At 49.4% G+C, this 17,030-nt stretch carries 8 protein-coding genes; all 8 read right to left on the bottom strand.

Going from position 1 to position 17,030, the window contains the following annotated elements; all coding sequences use genetic code 11:
- Positions 1–12: 12 nt before the first annotated feature.
- Genes F3J22_RS17840 through F3J22_RS17805 form a run of 8 tightly spaced genes read right to left on the bottom strand, consistent with a single transcriptional unit; the run spans position 13 to position 17,005 of the window.
- Positions 13–3,813, bottom strand: coding sequence for a family 78 glycoside hydrolase catalytic domain (locus F3J22_RS17840; RefSeq protein ID WP_167019302.1), 3,801 nt, complete (start codon positions 3,811–3,813; stop codon positions 13–15).
- The gene (locus tag F3J22_RS17835) at positions 3,810–6,563 is read right to left on the bottom strand and encodes a glycoside hydrolase family 2 TIM barrel-domain containing protein (protein ID WP_167019301.1); all 2,754 of its coding nucleotides are present in this window, start codon (positions 6,561–6,563) and stop codon (positions 3,810–3,812) included. Before F3J22_RS17835 ends, F3J22_RS17840 begins: the two co-directional genes overlap by 4 nt.
- Positions 6,560–8,086 carry a glycosyl hydrolase family 65 protein gene (locus tag F3J22_RS17830; protein ID WP_167019300.1) on the bottom strand — a complete coding sequence of 509 codons (1,527 nt, stop codon included), beginning with the start codon at positions 8,084–8,086 and terminating at the stop codon, positions 6,560–6,562. Before F3J22_RS17830 ends, F3J22_RS17835 begins: the two co-directional genes overlap by 4 nt.
- Complete coding sequence (locus F3J22_RS17825) at positions 8,083–9,906, bottom strand: exo-alpha-sialidase (protein ID WP_240155122.1); 1,824 nt, start codon at positions 9,904–9,906, stop codon at positions 8,083–8,085. Before F3J22_RS17825 ends, F3J22_RS17830 begins: the two co-directional genes overlap by 4 nt.
- Positions 9,903–10,823 carry a glycoside hydrolase family 43 protein gene (locus tag F3J22_RS17820; protein ID WP_167019299.1) on the bottom strand — a complete coding sequence of 307 codons (921 nt, stop codon included), beginning with the start codon at positions 10,821–10,823 and terminating at the stop codon, positions 9,903–9,905. The genes F3J22_RS17825 and F3J22_RS17820 overlap by 4 nt, the downstream gene beginning before the upstream one ends.
- Before the next feature lie 10 nt (positions 10,824–10,833).
- Complete coding sequence (locus tag F3J22_RS17815) at positions 10,834–12,195, bottom strand: glycoside hydrolase family 140 protein (RefSeq protein ID WP_167019298.1); 1,362 nt, start codon at positions 12,193–12,195, stop codon at positions 10,834–10,836.
- Positions 12,196–12,197: 2 nt separating this feature from the next.
- Positions 12,198–15,323, bottom strand: coding sequence for a DUF6298 domain-containing protein (locus F3J22_RS17810; protein ID WP_205195402.1), 3,126 nt, complete (start codon positions 15,321–15,323; stop codon positions 12,198–12,200).
- A gap of 38 nt (positions 15,324–15,361) precedes the next feature.
- Positions 15,362–17,005 (bottom strand): polysaccharide lyase, encoded by a 1,644-nt coding sequence (locus tag F3J22_RS17805; protein ID WP_167019296.1) that lies wholly within the window; start codon positions 17,003–17,005, stop codon positions 15,362–15,364.
- Positions 17,006–17,030 lie beyond the last annotated feature (25 nt).

The following is a 17,030-nucleotide window of genomic DNA, read 5'->3' as shown; positions in this document are numbered from 1 at the left end:
AAAATTTTAAATTTATTCTTCAGCGGAACTGGCAGCATTATTGGCAATTGTGCCAGGCCATTGTTCGTTTACAACAGGCTGTAGTTGCAGTTTTGCAGGATCAATTACCACATGCTTAATACGTTCCCGGCGCCATGTATACACGATATGCACCAGCCCATCTTTCGTCTGAATAACAGAAGGATAGGAATACTGACTTACAGGAGCATCTTCCAGCACAACGGCGGCACTCCAGTTTTTACCATCTTTGCTGATGGCTACATTTAGTGGCGTGCGGGCCCCTTTACCACTTTTCAGTTCCGGCGCAGGTTTCACGTGATTGTATACCAGCAGCTGCCGGCCATCTGCGAGCGTTACTGCATCCGTACCGGAGTTATTATTAGGCAATGCGGAGGCGGCCACCGGACTCCAGGTTTTGCCATGGTCGCTGCTCCAGCTTTCGTTTATTGTCCTGTTTTTGCTACGGCACATTACCTGCCAGCGGCCATCCGCATAGGTCAGCAGGGATGGTTGAATAGCGGTAATGGTTTTACCATCATTGAAAGGAGGTGTTTTCGTCCAGGTTTTACCATAGTCGGTGGTTATTTCCAGGTGTACCTTCCACCCATCTTTTTCTGTACTGGAAGGACAGATTAATTTCCCATCGAGTAATACCGGCTTATTTTTTATAGGCCCCAGGAAGCCTTCCGGCAGCGCTTCACGCGTACTCCAGGAGCGGCCATTATCGCGGGAACGCATCATCCAGCCTGTCCAGCCGGCAACGTTAGGCCCGATCTTATAAAACAGCAGCAGTTCTTTCTCCGGTGTGTAGTACAATACAGGATTGTAGCAGGCATAACGGGTGCTATCGTTCAATACACCATCGGCCACTTTCAGCGGAGCTGTCCAGGTACCATTTTTAAAGTGGCTGGTCCAGATGCAGACATCCTTATTTCCTTCCTTCGTACCACCAAACCAGGCGGCTATCAGGCCATCATCCGTTTCAGCGATGGTGGCAGCATGGCTTTCCGGGAAAGCAGCACTGCGGAAAATAAATTCGTCTCTTACTATCCCCTGTTTAAATTTAAATGTTGACAGCAGCTGATAAATCCCGGAACGAAGCTCCAGTACAGCATAGCGGCCTTCCATGTGTAGAAAACGTAGTCCGGTGGCTTTTGTCAATGGTTTACCGCTCTCTGTTATGCCAGCGCTGTCGGTTGCCGGAATATATACAAGGGCAGAAGAATTCGCCGGAATACTGATTTGCCAGGAGAAATCGGGTATGCGTTTTTTCCAGCTGCTGCGAATCTCTCCATATACACTGTTATAGGTCGCTTTCACGTAATCAAGTCCATCGATGATCTCCGGCTTCATGATGATGCGTTTAAATGCCACCTGCGCCGTATCAGATTTGATACCGGCCAGATTTCCGTATAGCCATATCAGGTAATCCCCTAGCAACATCACATGGTTCTGGGAATTCATTTCAGGATTGGCCGTATTGCCATTCCACAGCTCCCAGATGGTGGTAGCGCCATGTTTCACCATATATCCCCAGCCCGGATAGGAATCGTTACTGGCCAGCGTATAGGCAATATCGTTATGACCGAAATTACTCAGCCCGCGCAGCAGCCACTGCGTACCGATGACGCCCGTGCTGATGTGCATCTTATCTGTAATCCTGATTTTCGTATACATACTGTTAAACACAGCCTCCCGCTGATCGTCAGGCACCAGGCCGAAATACAGCGGCAGCAGATTGGCAGTAACGGTGTTATTGTCGTAGTGCTTTTTATCTGCATGATAGAACTTTTGATTAAAGGCCGCTTTCACCGTATCTCTCAATTCCTGGTACTCCCTGATATCATCCGGATGCTGCGCGATGGTAGCAAACCGTTCCATCAGTCCAAGCAGATAATAGTAAGTGGCGGTAGACAGCAGCTGTCCGTTGGTGATGCGGGTGCTGTCTTTGGCGTGAATACTGCTAAGGTCTTCTGGAGGCACACACCAGTCGCCGTACTTATCTTTGGTCATGATACCCGCTTTCAGGTATTTCCCTTTCATATAGTCCATCCAGCGCTTCATAGAAGCATAGTGCCTGCTGATGCCGAAACTATATCCATATTGTCGGTACAGCATATCGGCCACCATGAGGTAAGTACCGGGCCAGGTAATGTTATCGGAATAGTATTTCCAGAAAGCCGGTGCTACATCCGGGATGGCACCTTCCATTGTTTGTGCGTCTTCAATATCATCGAGCCATTTGGCGTAAAGGGCAGCGTTATTAAAAAGGAAAGCCTCACCACCAGCGCCGGTGGCACGGTCGCCCAGCCATGGCTGGCGTTCATTACGCTGCGGACAATCCATTGGCATCCCCTTATAATTGGAAGCAATACCCCACCATGCATTTTTATGGATAGCATTGATAATGGTATCATTACATTCAAAAGTACCTGTGGTAGCCATATCATCGTAGAGTACCTGTCCTTCGAAGTCGGCCGGAACAGGCGTTCCCGGGTAGCCGCTGATTTCCGCATAACGGAAGCCATGATACACGAAGGTGGGTTGCCAGGTTTCAGGACCACCACCTTTTAGTATATACTTATCCGTTACTTTCGCATCGCGCAGGTTGGCCGTATATAGTTCTCCGTCAGGTTGCAGACTTTCTGCGAATTTCATTGTCACGGTATCCCCCCGTTTGCCATTCACCTTCATTTTCAGCCACCCTGCAAAGTTCTGGCCCATATCAAGTATATATCTTTTATTACCCATCGGTTTAATAGCAATCGGGCGTACGGTTCGCATAATTTTTACCGGCGGGATCATTTGCGCAAACAGATAAGCCTCCGGCGGTGTCAGCACCTCTGCCTGTAACCAGCGGCTGTCATCAAACCCTGGCTGCTCCCAGTTCTGCCAGGCTTTAGTGGCATCATATTCTTCGCCGTCATATTCGTTATTACTGCGGATAGGGCCGTCTACATTCAGTTTCCAGGTAGCATCAGTAATGATCCGTTGCTGCTCGCCATTGACATATTCAATATCGAGTTGCAGTATTAATTTGGGATAGCCGAAAGTAGCAATTTTGATAGGTTTATAGTTCTGACGCATGCTAAAATAGCGTCCATTGCCTACCACAGCAGTTATCGCATTCGTACTTTTTATTTCATCTGTAACATCAAATGTATTGTAGAGGATTCTTTTACCATAGTCGGTAGGCGCAGGTGTGAGGCCATCGCTGTTGATACGTTTGCCGTTGATGGACAACGCATAAACACCCAGTCCGGAAACATATACCGTTGCGCGTTTCACGGCTGCTTTCGCGGTAAAAGTCTTTCTGAAATAACGGGCCGACAACCGCGACCACTGTGAAATGCTATCATATACAGCCGCATGGTCATAGCCTATCCAGGCAGCTTTCCAGTCTGTATGCCTGAGCAGGCCCATACTCCAGCTGGCGGTACTGCTCCAGGCTGCCTGCCCCTTATTCGTCCATGATTTTACTTTCCAGAAATATTGCTGCCCGCTATTCAATGGCTGCCCCGTATACGGCACCTGGATAGTTGCACTACTTTTCACCATTCCGGAATTCCAGATATCGCCCTGATTTTTGTCCAGCAATATTTTGGAAGATGCCACCAGTACCTGGTAGCCCGTTTGCTGTATATCACGTTGGGTGGCCTGTAGCTGCCAGCTCAGCCGTGGCAGGGCTGCATCAATGCCTGTCGGATTTATCAGCGACTCACAGCGTAGGTTCGTCACCGTTACCTGTGCAGATAAGACATTCCAGCTACAGAAGCTTACCAACAGTATGATATAAAAAATTATCTTTCTCATCTTCCTGAAAAATCAAAATATAATGTCATGGATAAAGCCCGTGCAGGCTCCTTTTCATAGTCGTAATAAATATTTTTCATGCCCATAGGGCCCGTGGTTTCATTGCGTTGTGTTTTGGTACCAATACTGCTGATACCCTGTAAAAACGATATATCTCCCGGCGGAAACAATGGTTCATAGTTATGCCACTGGTCCGTTTTCCAGGCAGGAGTAAACAAACGCAGGAATACGCCTTCTGTGGCATTCACCACTTTGAAACTATTCTCTTTCATGTGAAACTCCGCCCAGTAAAGGTTGGAGTAATAGCCTTTAAACTCAGGGTATATCCATGGCCATTCTCCCGTTTCCGTATTATTGTACGGCTTCTCCCAAACACCTAACTGCATGCCTTTCTGACGGTTCTTCCATACCCGGTAAGGACCATCCCCCATGTATGTCACGCTGGTGATATCTTTCTCCGGAAAACTAAAATTCGCACCTATATAATTCGTAAAATATGCACCGGGGAAATAATGCAGGTCCAATCTGACCCAGCCTGACGGATAGATCGTCCAGCGAAGGGTATTATAGGAAGTCTTTCTGTCAAACTTCGACTCAATAATAACCTGCCCATTCTCTTCAATTACAGTAATCGCCTGAAAATTATTCACGGCCTCCGCCAGCAATGGGCCATTCGCAAAAGGAATAAGCCCCTTCGCATTCTCAACTTTAGTTAACCATCCTGACTTACTATTAAACACCATTGAAATATCCCCTACACTTACCTTTATCAGTGAGTCTGATTTTTCTGTAATTATTTTTTTATCTCCGGAGAGATGAACCAGCTGTGTTACCATATCAGCGGGACGATGCACCGGATAGGTATGTGTCATAATTTCACGGCCACGGCTATCCGAAACTTTCAATTGCAACACATCATAGGTCGCCCAGTCTGCAGGAAGATGCAGTTGCAGCGTTCCCTGCTGTGACGGTGCGATATCAGGTGCCACCGCCAGGCCAATCACTTCCTCTTGTGCCTGGAGCCGTTGCAGCTTCCAGGAGAAATGGCATTCCTTCAGGTTCGTATAGTGGTAACGGTTCTCTATTGTAAAGCTACCGTCGAAGCCGGTGGCTATTTCCCGACGGGCAATATGTACCGGGCTCCAGATTTCCTTTATGGCAAAAAAACTGCCTTCTTTCTCATGATGCGGGCCTAATATGCCATCGGCACCGCGGAATTTATCTGTATCCAGGGAATCATGCAAATCCTTACGTACCACACCCTGATCGGCAAAGTCCCAGAGGAAACCGCCGGCACTCAGCGGGTCATGCCACATCATTTCCCAATAGTCTTCTAACCCTGCCCCATGGCCGCCATCAAACTGACCATGCAGAAACTCTGTAGGCATCACAATCTCGCGGCCATTATTATAATTGCCGATACCATAATTATATTCTCTGTAATGCTGCGTTTCTATACCATTAAACAGTTCCCACGGATGTACCAGTGGCCGCTGTTGCATATCCCATGCATAAAAGAGCGAGTCCAGATCGCGGTTGTGGCCACCCTCATTGCCATTGGCCCACATCACGACCGATGGATGATTCCGGTCATGCACCATCATTTCCTTCAACAACTTAGTACCGGTGGGTGTATCATAGTGGCCATGCCAGCCTGCCAGTTCATCCAGTACAAACAATCCCATCGAATCGCAGACCTCCAGGAAGTGCTCATCAGGCGGGTAGTGACTCATGCGCACAGCGTTCATGTTCATATCTTTAATGAGCTGCACATCCTCTATACTATTGTTACTGCTCATAGTACGCCCCGTTTCCGGGCGGAAAGAATGCCTGTTTACGCCTTTCATCTTCACTTTTACACCATTTACGTATATCCCATCCCGTTGCCGCAGCTCTACGGTCCTGAAGCCGAAAGTCTGGCTCACCGTATGTTGCAGCTGTTTATTTTTATATAGGGAGAAAATAACCTTGTACAAATACGGCGACTCCGGATTCCACAGCACCGGTGATGCAAAGCGGGCATTTACCACAAACCCTGCCGGGCCTTTGGTACCGGCACTACTGCCGAAAAGCTGCCCCTTGCTGTCGTATATGGCAGCAGCCAGACTATCAGCCTCCTGCGAAGCCGCTATGCTGGCGGAAAACAGGCCATTTGCACCCGCATTGACACTTACATTACTGATATGAACAGCCGGCAACACTTCGAGCCAGACCGGGCGGAAAATGCCACCGAATATCCAGTAGTCGCCGCGGCGCTCCGCCGCATTCACAGACTCGTTCGCGGAATGCTTATCCACCTTTACTTCCAGTATATTTTGCTTACCATATTTCAATAAAGCCGTAATATCATACCGGAAGGCATAGAAAGCGCCCTGGTGCACCGCTCCTGCGGATCTACCATTGATCTTTACCGTTGCATCTGTCATTACCCCTTCAAATACCAGGTTGACCGCCTTATTTTTCCATTGTGCCGGAACATCGAAGGTGTATTTGTACAGGCCGGATTCTTTGCCCCTGACACTGTCTTTCGCAAAGCCATAGTTATACTTGCCGAAGCCTTGCAGCTCCCAGCAGGAAGGCACCGGAATCGTTGTCCATTTGCCGGCATTCATGCCCGCAGTGCAGTAAAACTGCCAGTTGACTGCATGATCCGGCCCGGTGCCACTGAGGTATACCTTTGTCGTTTGCTGTGCCATAGCAGGCAGCAGCAGCAATTGCAATACTATAACGATGTACCAGCGTGTTTTCATAACTTCCCTGTGATGGGCTGCAATACAGGTGCAGCCGCTATTTTCTTACCATTAGCCCAAACACTCAGGCCTTTTCCTTTTTTGTATTTATTGCCGGATTTATCCCAGATGATCGTGAGATATTTCCCGTGATACAGCACGTTATCCAGGCAAAACCAATCCCAGGTGCCGGCAGGCAGCAACGGATGCACGGTGACTTCATTTCCGGCAGCAGGCCGCAGCCCAACGAGGCCGGTGATGATCAGGTCATTGAAAGTAGAGTGGTTATAGTAGCGGCTACGTTCTTCATCGCCTTTGAGCCAGTAGCCTGTTTTCTCATCGAGGTATTCTCCGATATACGGGCGGCCGCGGTAATACTGTGATTCTACATAGGTTTGCAGCAACTGAAAATAGTTGCTGTCGGCAATATAAGGCTGCCCACTGCTATTCAATAGGTTGGCCAGCGCCGTTAACGTCTGGGAAGTGGCAAATGGCCATACGGCCCCATCCCACTCACATTTGCAGCAACCATGACTCCTGAACGCAGGATGGCTGCGGTCTGCCGTAGTGATACCAAATGGTGCACAAAAAGTACGGGTATCCGTAAGACTGCTCCAGGCAATGTTATAGGCAGTATCCGGCAAATGGAAATACCAGGGAATAAAGCCGATTTCTTCTTTTACATTCGATAAAGAATCCGCTTCTTTCAGCACTTCAAAAAACTGTTGCGTTTTATTCCAGAGCCTGTCCTGCACCAACTGCTTTATCGTATCTGCCTTAGCGTTATACAATGCCGCTTTCTCCGGCATACCACCAAGATCAAGCATAGCAGCCAATGCACGGGCATTGCCATACATATAGCTATTGACAGACGGCCGCGCATTCTTTTCTTTACGGCCACCGGAAATAGTTTCCTCCATCGCATCACGCACATCGTATTGCCAGAACAAGCCGGAAGACAGGCGCCTGTCCTGCTCCCATGCATTGTAATCCTGTAGCAGGTCCGGCAGCATATCTTTCACAAATGCGACATCGTTGTTAACGAGGTAACGATTGTAAATAGCATCTATATTCCAGCTGCTGTAAAAACGTAACTTCTTCAAAGGCCCACCATTATTGGCCCTGTACCATACCCGCAGGTTATCATTCATATACACCGCATGGTGCAGCCACCTGGATTCATAAATATGATGCCCCAGCGCACTCGCAATAAGGTTATATTTATCGGCATAGCTCCGCTGTATCAGGAATTCTGTAAACACATATCCTTTTTCTGTTTTTTTCAGATGCTTGCGCAATGTCCACCAGCGGTAATAAAATAGCTCTTCAAAGTTTTGCTGCGGGCAATCAAACAATGGTATATTCTCCTGCATCCATGCCCAGGCGCTATCATTTGGAATAGCCTGTTTGATATTCTCCTCTTCCATGGTATTGAAGTAGGAAACATAATGTTTGTAGTCGGCAAACTTCAGCAGCATAGGCTTAGACTGCGCGGCAACCACACCGGAAAACAGCAGCAGTATCAGTAATAGTTTCATTTTCATGGCTGTGTAGCTGTTTTCAGGTAATGAATCAGGTAGCGGGCTTCGGGTGCTTTGCTGTCGGGCGCCGGCAGGTCATAGTCCTGGTCCGTATGGGTATCCGCATCAGGGAACCTAACGGTTTTACCCGTACGAAAAACGATGCGGTTCACCGTGGCTACCGGTGCAAAATATACATTCAGCGAAGGTTTACCATCATTGATCTTCACCGTATAAAAACGGGTGGCAGTGTTTAATTCCAGTGTAACCGCCAGCTGCTCACCTGCTTTGTACTTGCCTATGGCACGGTTGCGGTATCCTTGTTTCGTATATACGGTACCGGTGGAATCCAGCAGCAAACGCAGACAAGGCATACCTTTGGGATCTGTCACTTCTATTTCCAGGTCGCCGGTATTATCCTGTAAAGGCGTCAGCCCAAAGGAAAGCACCGTTTTCTTCGCTTGAGGAAACACTCTTTCTGCCTTAGCGTAATCAAAGGGATCGCTATCGGCCAGCGATAAGGCATTACCATCCATGGCTACTTTGCACCACAGCGGACTATAGATATTCCAGTAACGGAGGGCAGCTGTTGCAGGCATCTCTGCAAAAACCTCTTTTACATCACTGGTCTGTTTATCAGTAACGGGCACGGGTATCTTACTTATCCAGATATCTTCCTTATTCATACTGTATGTCACCCACATATTACCATCTGGTGGTGTCCCATCCATTTCCTGGATACCACGCACATATTGCGGCCCATAGCTTTTATAGGCGCCACCATAGCGCAGTCCGGCTATTTCTCCGTTTACCAGCAGCAGGTTGGTATAGTTCAGTCCATCGGCGCTGGTGCTAACGGCCAGGGGCCAACGAAATTCTGAAGGGTTATAAACGGTGGCATATCGCGCATCGGAAGTACGCTGCCCCCATATTTTGGCATTGGCATTCACGAAGCCGGGCGCGCGGGTAGGATTGTATTGCCAGGTTTGTCCTTCGTTGGCAGATATGCTGGTGAGCGCGTATTTCCACAAACCCACGGCCCTGCCGTCTGGCAGATGATAATAGCTCAGTGCCTTGAAATCCTTCCTCAGCGGGATCAACGTATCATTTCTGTCCGACTCCTCCACCATTTGCTGCATCAGCAGACCGTTGTGGAGGATTTCTTCACAGGCCATAACGAGCCCTTTGTCTTTGGAAGATTTATAAAAAGGATAACTGGTATTTTTTTCAGAGAATTGATGATTATAGCGGAGAAAATAGATAGGCCCCAAACTACCGTCTGTCTTCACTTCCCGGATCACACGGCCAATACCGTTCCCGTCATTGGGATCATCTTTCTTCCCCAGCACCACACCATAAAACCCCAGTGCAAACAAGCGTTTAGACTTCGCCGTATAAAACCCGATGCGCTGGTGCATTACCGCAAGGGTATTCTGTGCGGTATCTGTGTGCCCTGGTTTTACAAAACCATCGGGCACCTTGTATTCCGGGAAGATGACTACCGGCGTTTGCCAGTGGTAGCCATCTTCCGAAGACGTCAACAGCGTACGGCCTGGTGGCACATGCTCTCCCACCGGATTGCTCAGGTATTCCAGGTAAAAACGATTGTTCCAGTAGGCCAGCATAGGCGCATGGTTGTAGGTCCAGTGTGTAACACCTGTATCCGCCCTGTTGGCACGTAATACCTGGATATTATGTACACCTATGGCCGGCGGTAACTGGCCATGGTGGTAATCTACATTTGATAACGTGGTTCCGGTATACCTTACCGTATCCTGTGCAGTGGCCAGTAGCGGCAACATACACAAGGCAGGCAGTAAGTAATTGATCGGGTTCAGCTTCATGATTTGTTCAGTTGTTTCAGCAGGTCGCGTACTACTTTTCTTTTTACCGGCACAATCGTTCCGTGCTTATGTCCGGATGGTATAATAATTTTTTTAGATGGCGGGTGAAACGTAATAAAATCACCCGTTTCCACTGCCTCATATGTTTTCTGGCCATAGGCATCAAAGTAGATCAGCCATTGATGGCCAACTTTCACTACCGATGGCCCTTCTGTCAGTTTAGTCGTAAAGGCTGGAGAGATATGCTCCCAGGGGCCAGACAGCTGTTCAGCAGTGGCCACTTTGAGATCCCTTTCCGGCCGGGTATTATCTTTCAGCACCAGCACATATGGCTGATTTTTCCGTGGCACTATAACGGCATCGATTACACTAAAACCGGGATCAAGGAATAATGCTGTTTTGCTGAAGCTGACGAAATCCTTTGTAGCCGTATAATACAGCCGGTGGTTATTACTATCTTCTTCCAGTCCTTTCGGAAATTTGCCGGGAATACATGATGCCCACACTATTTTGTAGTCCTGTTTTGCTTTATCATAAAAGATTTCCGGCGCCCAGGTATTCACGGCGTCCGTGCCTTCCATTACAGGTACCAGCTGTTGTGCAGACCAATGCAGCAGGTCTTTTGAAGCAGCATAACCGAAACCTTTATCATTACGCCAGCTGCTGGTCCATACCAGGTGAAAGGTTCCATCCGGCCCCTGCACCATACTGGGGTCGCGCATTACCTGTTGCCCGCCTACCTGCGGCTTCAGGAATATGGTATCCATATCTTTCCACGTATAGCCGTTGTAGGAATACAGTAAGCGTAATCCATCTGTAGCCGGCTCATGAAATCCTGTAAACAGATATGCCTGCCGGGAACAGGAAGTCAGGCCTGCCAGCATTCCGATCAGTATATATAGTATCCGTTTACGCATATACGAACAATTATTTATCAAGAATCAGTACCCAGTCGCTGCCATCTGCCCTGCGTGCCGGAGGTGTATACTTCGCTATGGCTGCGGTTTTAGCAGGAACAGCATCACGGGGATTACCCGTTGCCGGATCGTACCACTGCGCTTTTGAAGGCACAAACCCCAGCTGTGCCTGGTCTACTTCGAAAGGTTTGCCGGTATACGTGTATACGTATGCGTAGTTACTTCCCTTAGTGGCCACCAGGTGTTCGTATTGTTTTCCATTGTTGTGCGGCAGCAGTTCCGGTGCAGGTGTACGATCGAAGTAGCTATGGGAGAGCATCAGTAATTTCAGGTACAGCATCTGGTCTGCGCCAGCACTTTTCACCGCATCTTTCCAGTTCATATTTACGCCGTAGTTGGCGCCTGCATCGCCTTTGGTGTGAAACTGCATCACGGCATTTTCGCCATAGGTAAAGCCTGCGCCGCCGGCAAATACACTCCAATAGCCGTAGCGGCGCAGGTCTGCGGCTGTCCAGCGGGCAGCCAGACTATCATGCAATCCATGCGGGATATTTTCGTAGGAAGGTTCTCCATCCAATACCGGCTTCACTGGCTGCAACTGGTAATCTTTTACTACGTACTTCCAGTTATCTTCTCCGAAATGATTTTTTTCGTTTGCGCTGGTATCCTGCGCATAGGTGCGGTGACCACTCTGGAACATATTAAAATCCATCCAGGCGGCATTTTTAAACCATTCCGAAGAGGAATAGCGGCCACGTGGATGGTAGGTTACCAGGTGCGAAGGATCATATTGCTTCAGTGTTTCACCGATTGTCTTCCAAACCTCCTGTCCTTCCGTACCACGGATATCACCACCATTCACCCACAGGATATTTGATTTGCTGCCATACCTTTCCGCCAGGAAGCGCGCGTAAACCCTTGCCTGTGCAGCGTTTACGTACCCCGATTTTACATTGCTGCCCCATACCGGCACCAGCGCGATATAGATGCCACGTTTGGCCGCTTCATCTATCACAAAGCTGATATGGTTCCAATAGTTATCAGGATCCGCTGAAACCCGCGGCCGGGATATATCTCCATTGATCAACGCCGAATCGCCGTAGGCATTTTTCGCCTTTCTCACATCATGCAACACCATCACCTGAATAACATTGAATCCCTGCTTCTTCCGCGTGTCCAGGTATTTAATAACATCTTCCCTGTTACATTTCACGAACAGCAGCCAGCCTGTATCTCCTAACCAGAAGAAAGGCTTACCATCAGATGTTTCAAAAAAACGCCTGTTCTCCGAAACCTTTAAAGGCAAAGGTGTTTGTGCCTGCAACGCAGAGGCACCTACGAATATTCCTGCTGCCAGCAACCATTTTTTCATATCTATATTTTTTTCAACCACAAGACCCAATTGCCATTGGCCGGCTTGTTCAGTTGTATGGCTTTACCGGCCTGCACTACTGCTTTATCTGCCATTAGCTCGCCGGTATTGGTATTGATCCAGCAGACAGTATATCTGCCTGTACTTTTTGTAAGATCTGCGTTAATACTATTGCTATTTGTGTAGATGATCATCCCGGTATTGTCGTCAGACAATATCCACTGCCCGTTGGTAGTGGCAACAGGCTGCATGGTTGCAGCTGCCTGTAAAAAGCGCTTATCCTTTACTGTTAGCACCGGCAACGAGCCACCAGCCATTAACACCGCCCAGCCATATTTATCCCAGGCATCGGCGGAATACAGCACCACCTTTTCCGGGAAGCGCAGCTTATATTCCAGCACTGCCCTGTATACCTGTTCTGCCGAGGTGCTTTTTGGCTTCAGCAAGCGTGCATGCTGCCGCGGCGTCAGGCTCTGGCCTCCCTGCGGCGTATAGGCGGTGCCGTTGGCCTGGTAATACCAGTAGCGGATATCAATGACATCAATCAGCTTATTGAATGCCGGGTCGTTGAGGATAGCATCCTGTACATCTTTGGTGACACTGAGGCCTATCATGGGATGCTTGCCCTTTTCCACCTCCCAGCTACGGATAGTGTTCAGCCAGAACTGCACAAAATGCAGGGGACCGGTAAACTCTTCTGCAGTAAAATGTATTACGCCGCTATTATCAGCGAAGTTGTCGAGGCTCTGGCGGATGAAAGCCTGGTGCAAGGCCCTGCGTACCGGATGGGTAGTATCATAGAACTGTTCTGCCATGAAGATGCGTTTATCACCTGCATACGGCACGGGTTCAGGAAATCCTACGTTGTTGATGTTATTGGCAGTGCGCCATGGGAAGTCGGCGTAATGCGCGCCGGCTTCGATGATGTTATGTTGAAAATACATCTGGTGTACCAGCAGCAGCCCGCGCTGATCTGCGAGGTCAGCATATTGTTTCAGGCGATGCCAGTACCAGTAATTGTATTTAGTAAGATCATATTTGCTGAGGCCATCCCAGGCGCTGTCCTGGCCACTTCTGGCAAAGGGCAGCTCATAAAACGGCGTCCATACCTCCCCGTTCATACGGCGTATACGCTCGTGGTCATCCCGGCGGCGATCGTACCAGAGGCCATAGTTCTGTTCCACGGATACAGTATGCGTCAGGAGCATGGTATCTGTTAAGGTTTGCAGGTCGTCTGTCCAGCCGCGGCCTGTCCTTCCCGGCACGAAGCGTGTAACCGCCGGACCGGCAGCTTGCCTGGCATAGGTTCTGGCACTACCATTCCACCAGGGCACGCTGATACGGCCCCCACTGGCGATCGCGCCATCGCTTACCAGCCAGCCATGCTGTATATGTATGGCAGCTGTCGTACCAGGCTTTTCCATCGCCGGAATAGTTCCCAGCTGGTCAATCGTTTTTGCGCCATTGGCTGCAATATTGATTTTATTACGTTGTGGTGCTTCGTAAATAAATTCCTTTAATGTTTTGGCGGGGTTATAGGCGGCTTTGGTTAGCTGTGCTGCCACGGCCACAGCAGGACTGCTGCTGGCATCTGTGGCTATCAGCATCAGCTGCCGGGATATATCGGCAACGCCTGTACGCTCTTTCAACTGCTGATAATACAGACTCCGTGGTTCAATACTATTGTTGGACTCACCCCAATAACCATCGCCTGCAAACTGGCTCCAGGAGCCCAGCGACCAGTTCTGTGCACCTGGTGGTGCATAGCAGTCTATACGGGCAGCGCTGCAATTCCACAATACGGAGTTGGCGATATTCCATCCCGCGCCCTGTCCGTCCTGGCCGCGGTTCATGAAGCTGATGGCATTACCATCTACATTTACTACATCAAACAACACACCGGAGGCCCAGCTATCGAGGCCGCCGCTGAAACCATACGGGCGTACAGACTCACACTGCACAAAAGCATTCGGGCCGGGGGTACAGAATCCTGTCCCGAAATCATGTATGCCATTTTCGGCATAACAGCGCTGGAACAGCGTTTGCTGCCCGGCGGTAAAAAATGTATTTCTGCGCTCTCCTCCTATTTCCGATACGGGTTGCTGGGAAATACAATCCTCTACGGTAATACGCGACGCATTTTCATATAACGCCACGGCACTACCAGCGAAGTGTGTAAACGTAACCTGCCGTACCCAGGCATCTGAAATATTATCCATGGTGATGGCCATCCAGCGATGATCTTCATCCTTCGGATTATCCGTATCTATAGCGGATACCAGCTGGAGATTTTCCACGCCACAATTATCAATACGGCCAGGCCAGCTGAAAGTAGTCAGGGTGGCATATCCGTATTTCTTTTCTATGGCAGTCGTTAAGGGCGCATCCAGCGAAATGCTGTTATGGTCGTTCACCGCGATTTTTCTTATCCAATTGATATTGCGTTGTCCGGGCTTCCATCCCAGTGCGGTGATGCCACCACCGAAATGATCCATACCTAAATCGTTGATCCAGGCTGCGGTGCCTGTTCGGGTAATCACCGCCAGGTCGCCGGACTGTAGTCCTGCGGTGCTGGCCACCTGCACAGTGCGTGTATTCACAGGTGCATAATCATCTGTAATGGTGGTATTGCTTTTTATCACCTTATCATCTTTACCGGCCAGCCTGATAAGCGTTTGCCGGTCTTTACCGGCGCCCGTGATAACAGTACCTCCTGCGGCAAAGCCGCTACCACGCAGCACCACACCGGGGGTATGCAGCAACAGGCTCCCTTCTACCAGGTAGTTACCAGGTTGCAGGAGTACAGCACCACGCCAGCCCTCTTTGCTAAGAGGCAGCTTGCTCACATAATCGATGGCCGCCTGGATGCGTCGGGTAGCATCACCACTTTGCAGGGACACTACCACTTTCACCGGAACCTCCGGAATGGGGGTCTCTCCTGCCTTGTAGCCACTATACGAAAAGTCGGGGATACGGTTACCAGCGGAATCCGGCGCATATTGCAGTCTGCCTTGCACGAAGGCTATCGGCGGAACGGGTCTGGGTTGCTTCTGTGCATAAGACGAAGCCGCTGATAGCAGGAACAAACCCGCTATCAGCGCCATCTTTTCTGATAATAACAATCGCACCTTTATCATTGCTCTATTAAAAATCTAATGATCATTCTTTATTTGGCAGGCGTTACATTGGCTACCGGCACTACACTATCCAGGTATTCTTCGATATTCGTATAGCCGCTACCGGATTTAGACAACTGCGATGCATCTGCTGCATTGTTAGGATTCAATCCTTTTTTCTTTTCGTAGTCATCCGGCATACCATCATTGTCGCTGTCTTTGTACGGTGTACCTTTATACTCCGGATAACCACCTACCTGGCTTATATCCGCGATGATGCCAATTTTATAGGAGTCCAGCGGCAAACGGCGGTATTTAAACTGTGTTTCCGGCGCCTTTACATTCGGGTCCCACTCAATTTTACCTGTAGTCACCTGTTTTACGATACGGGTATCCACCGGATCACGGCGTGGCAGTGTGGCGCCGGCATTTGCCAGCACAAACTTTTTAGCCTCTTCTGCAGGTAAAATTTTAAACGATGCCATTGGCAGCGGCGTATTCCACCTGATGAATTCCGTGTATTCGCCGGCGTTACCCAGCTCTTCTACCTGTACGCCCCCGTTCCAGTTATCTTTGGTGATAGCCGGATGTCCCTCCATGACATTGCCATTAACGTAAGCACGTCCGTAGACTTTATACTTCAGCTTACTGCGGCCGCTTTCAGGCTTCAGGATACGATGACCTACATTATTATCAGGCGTAGCCGGCCCTGGCTTGAAGTAGTTATTGATGATATTGAACTGTGCGCGGTAATCGCCACCATCGATGCTACGGTGCACCCAGTTAAAGACAACGTTGTTCACGAAGTTGAACACGCCATTCCAGCCCACAGAAGGGTTTCTGCCGGCATTGTTGGCCCAGAGGTTACGCATAAACGTACAGTTTTCGCCACCAAGGGTACTGCCAAAGGCATGGTTCCAGGTATCCAGTGCCTCACCAAAAATAGAGTTCTGAATAGTGATGTTCACCGTAGGGAATTTATCCTCGATTTTTCCGGTGCTGTCGTTATACATATGACGGTACATGCTCATGTTCTCGTCCAGGCCCCAGGAGGCTGATACGTGGTCGATCATGATGTTACCTACCGGGTTACCACCGATGGCATCATCCCTGCGGCCTACCCATGTTTCGCCGCGGCGGAAGCGCATAAAGCGGATGATCACATCGTGCGTATTCACCCATACACTTTCTCCGGCCACACAAACCCCGTCGCCGGGCGCTGTTTGTCCGGCAATGGTGACATAAGGTGCGCGGATGATCAGCGGCGTTTTGAGGCGGATAATGCCCGCTACGTTGAATACAATGGTCCTTGCACCGCCCTGCTCACAGGCCCAGCGTAAACTACCGGGGCCATCATCGTTGAGGTTGGACACCACAAATACTTTACCGCCACGGCCACCGAAGGAGTATTTACCACCACCTTCAGCGCCAGGGAATGCTGCTATGGCTGCCTGTGGCAGCTCATCAACACGGGAAGCCCATGGAATATAGGGCCTGCCATGTTTCGCCTCCTCCTGCACAACAGGCCAGGCAACAGCCCAGGCCGAATCAGAGTGGCTGGTAGTGGCACGCATCAGGGAATCGGCCGCATGCTGCACCTCAGCAGGGATTTGCGGATACTGTGCTTTTACATTCGATGCAACACATAAACCAACAGTTGTCATCAATGCCAGACGGAGAACTTCTTTTTTCATTACGACTGTTTTCATTTCACCGGAA

Origin of the sequence: Chitinophaga sp. Cy-1792 (assembly GCF_011752935.1) — a bacterium.
Taxonomy (GTDB): Bacteria; Bacteroidota; Bacteroidia; order Chitinophagales; family Chitinophagaceae; genus Chitinophaga.
The sequence above is the reverse complement of the archived record's forward strand: the minus strand, read 5'-3'. Positions and strand labels throughout refer to the sequence as shown.

Coding starts and splice junctions, on each gene's coding strand:
- F3J22_RS17815 (WP_167019298.1), bottom strand. CDS start 12,195: ATGAAAAAATGGTTGCTGGCAGCAGGAATATTCGTAGGTGCCTCTGCG.
- F3J22_RS17825 (WP_240155122.1), bottom strand. CDS start 9,906: ATGAAGCTGAACCCGATCAATTACTTACTGCCTGCCTTGTGTATGTTG.
- F3J22_RS17830 (WP_167019300.1), bottom strand. CDS start 8,086: ATGAAAATGAAACTATTACTGATACTGCTGCTGTTTTCCGGTGTGGTT.
- F3J22_RS17835 (WP_167019301.1), bottom strand. CDS start 6,563: ATGAAAACACGCTGGTACATCGTTATAGTATTGCAATTGCTGCTGCTG.
- F3J22_RS17840 (WP_167019302.1), bottom strand. CDS start 3,813: ATGAGAAAGATAATTTTTTATATCATACTGTTGGTAAGCTTCTGTAGC.
- F3J22_RS17820 (WP_167019299.1), bottom strand. CDS start 10,823: ATGCGTAAACGGATACTATATATACTGATCGGAATGCTGGCAGGCCTG.
- F3J22_RS17805 (WP_167019296.1), bottom strand. CDS start 17,005: ATGAAAAAAGAAGTTCTCCGTCTGGCATTGATGACAACTGTTGGTTTA.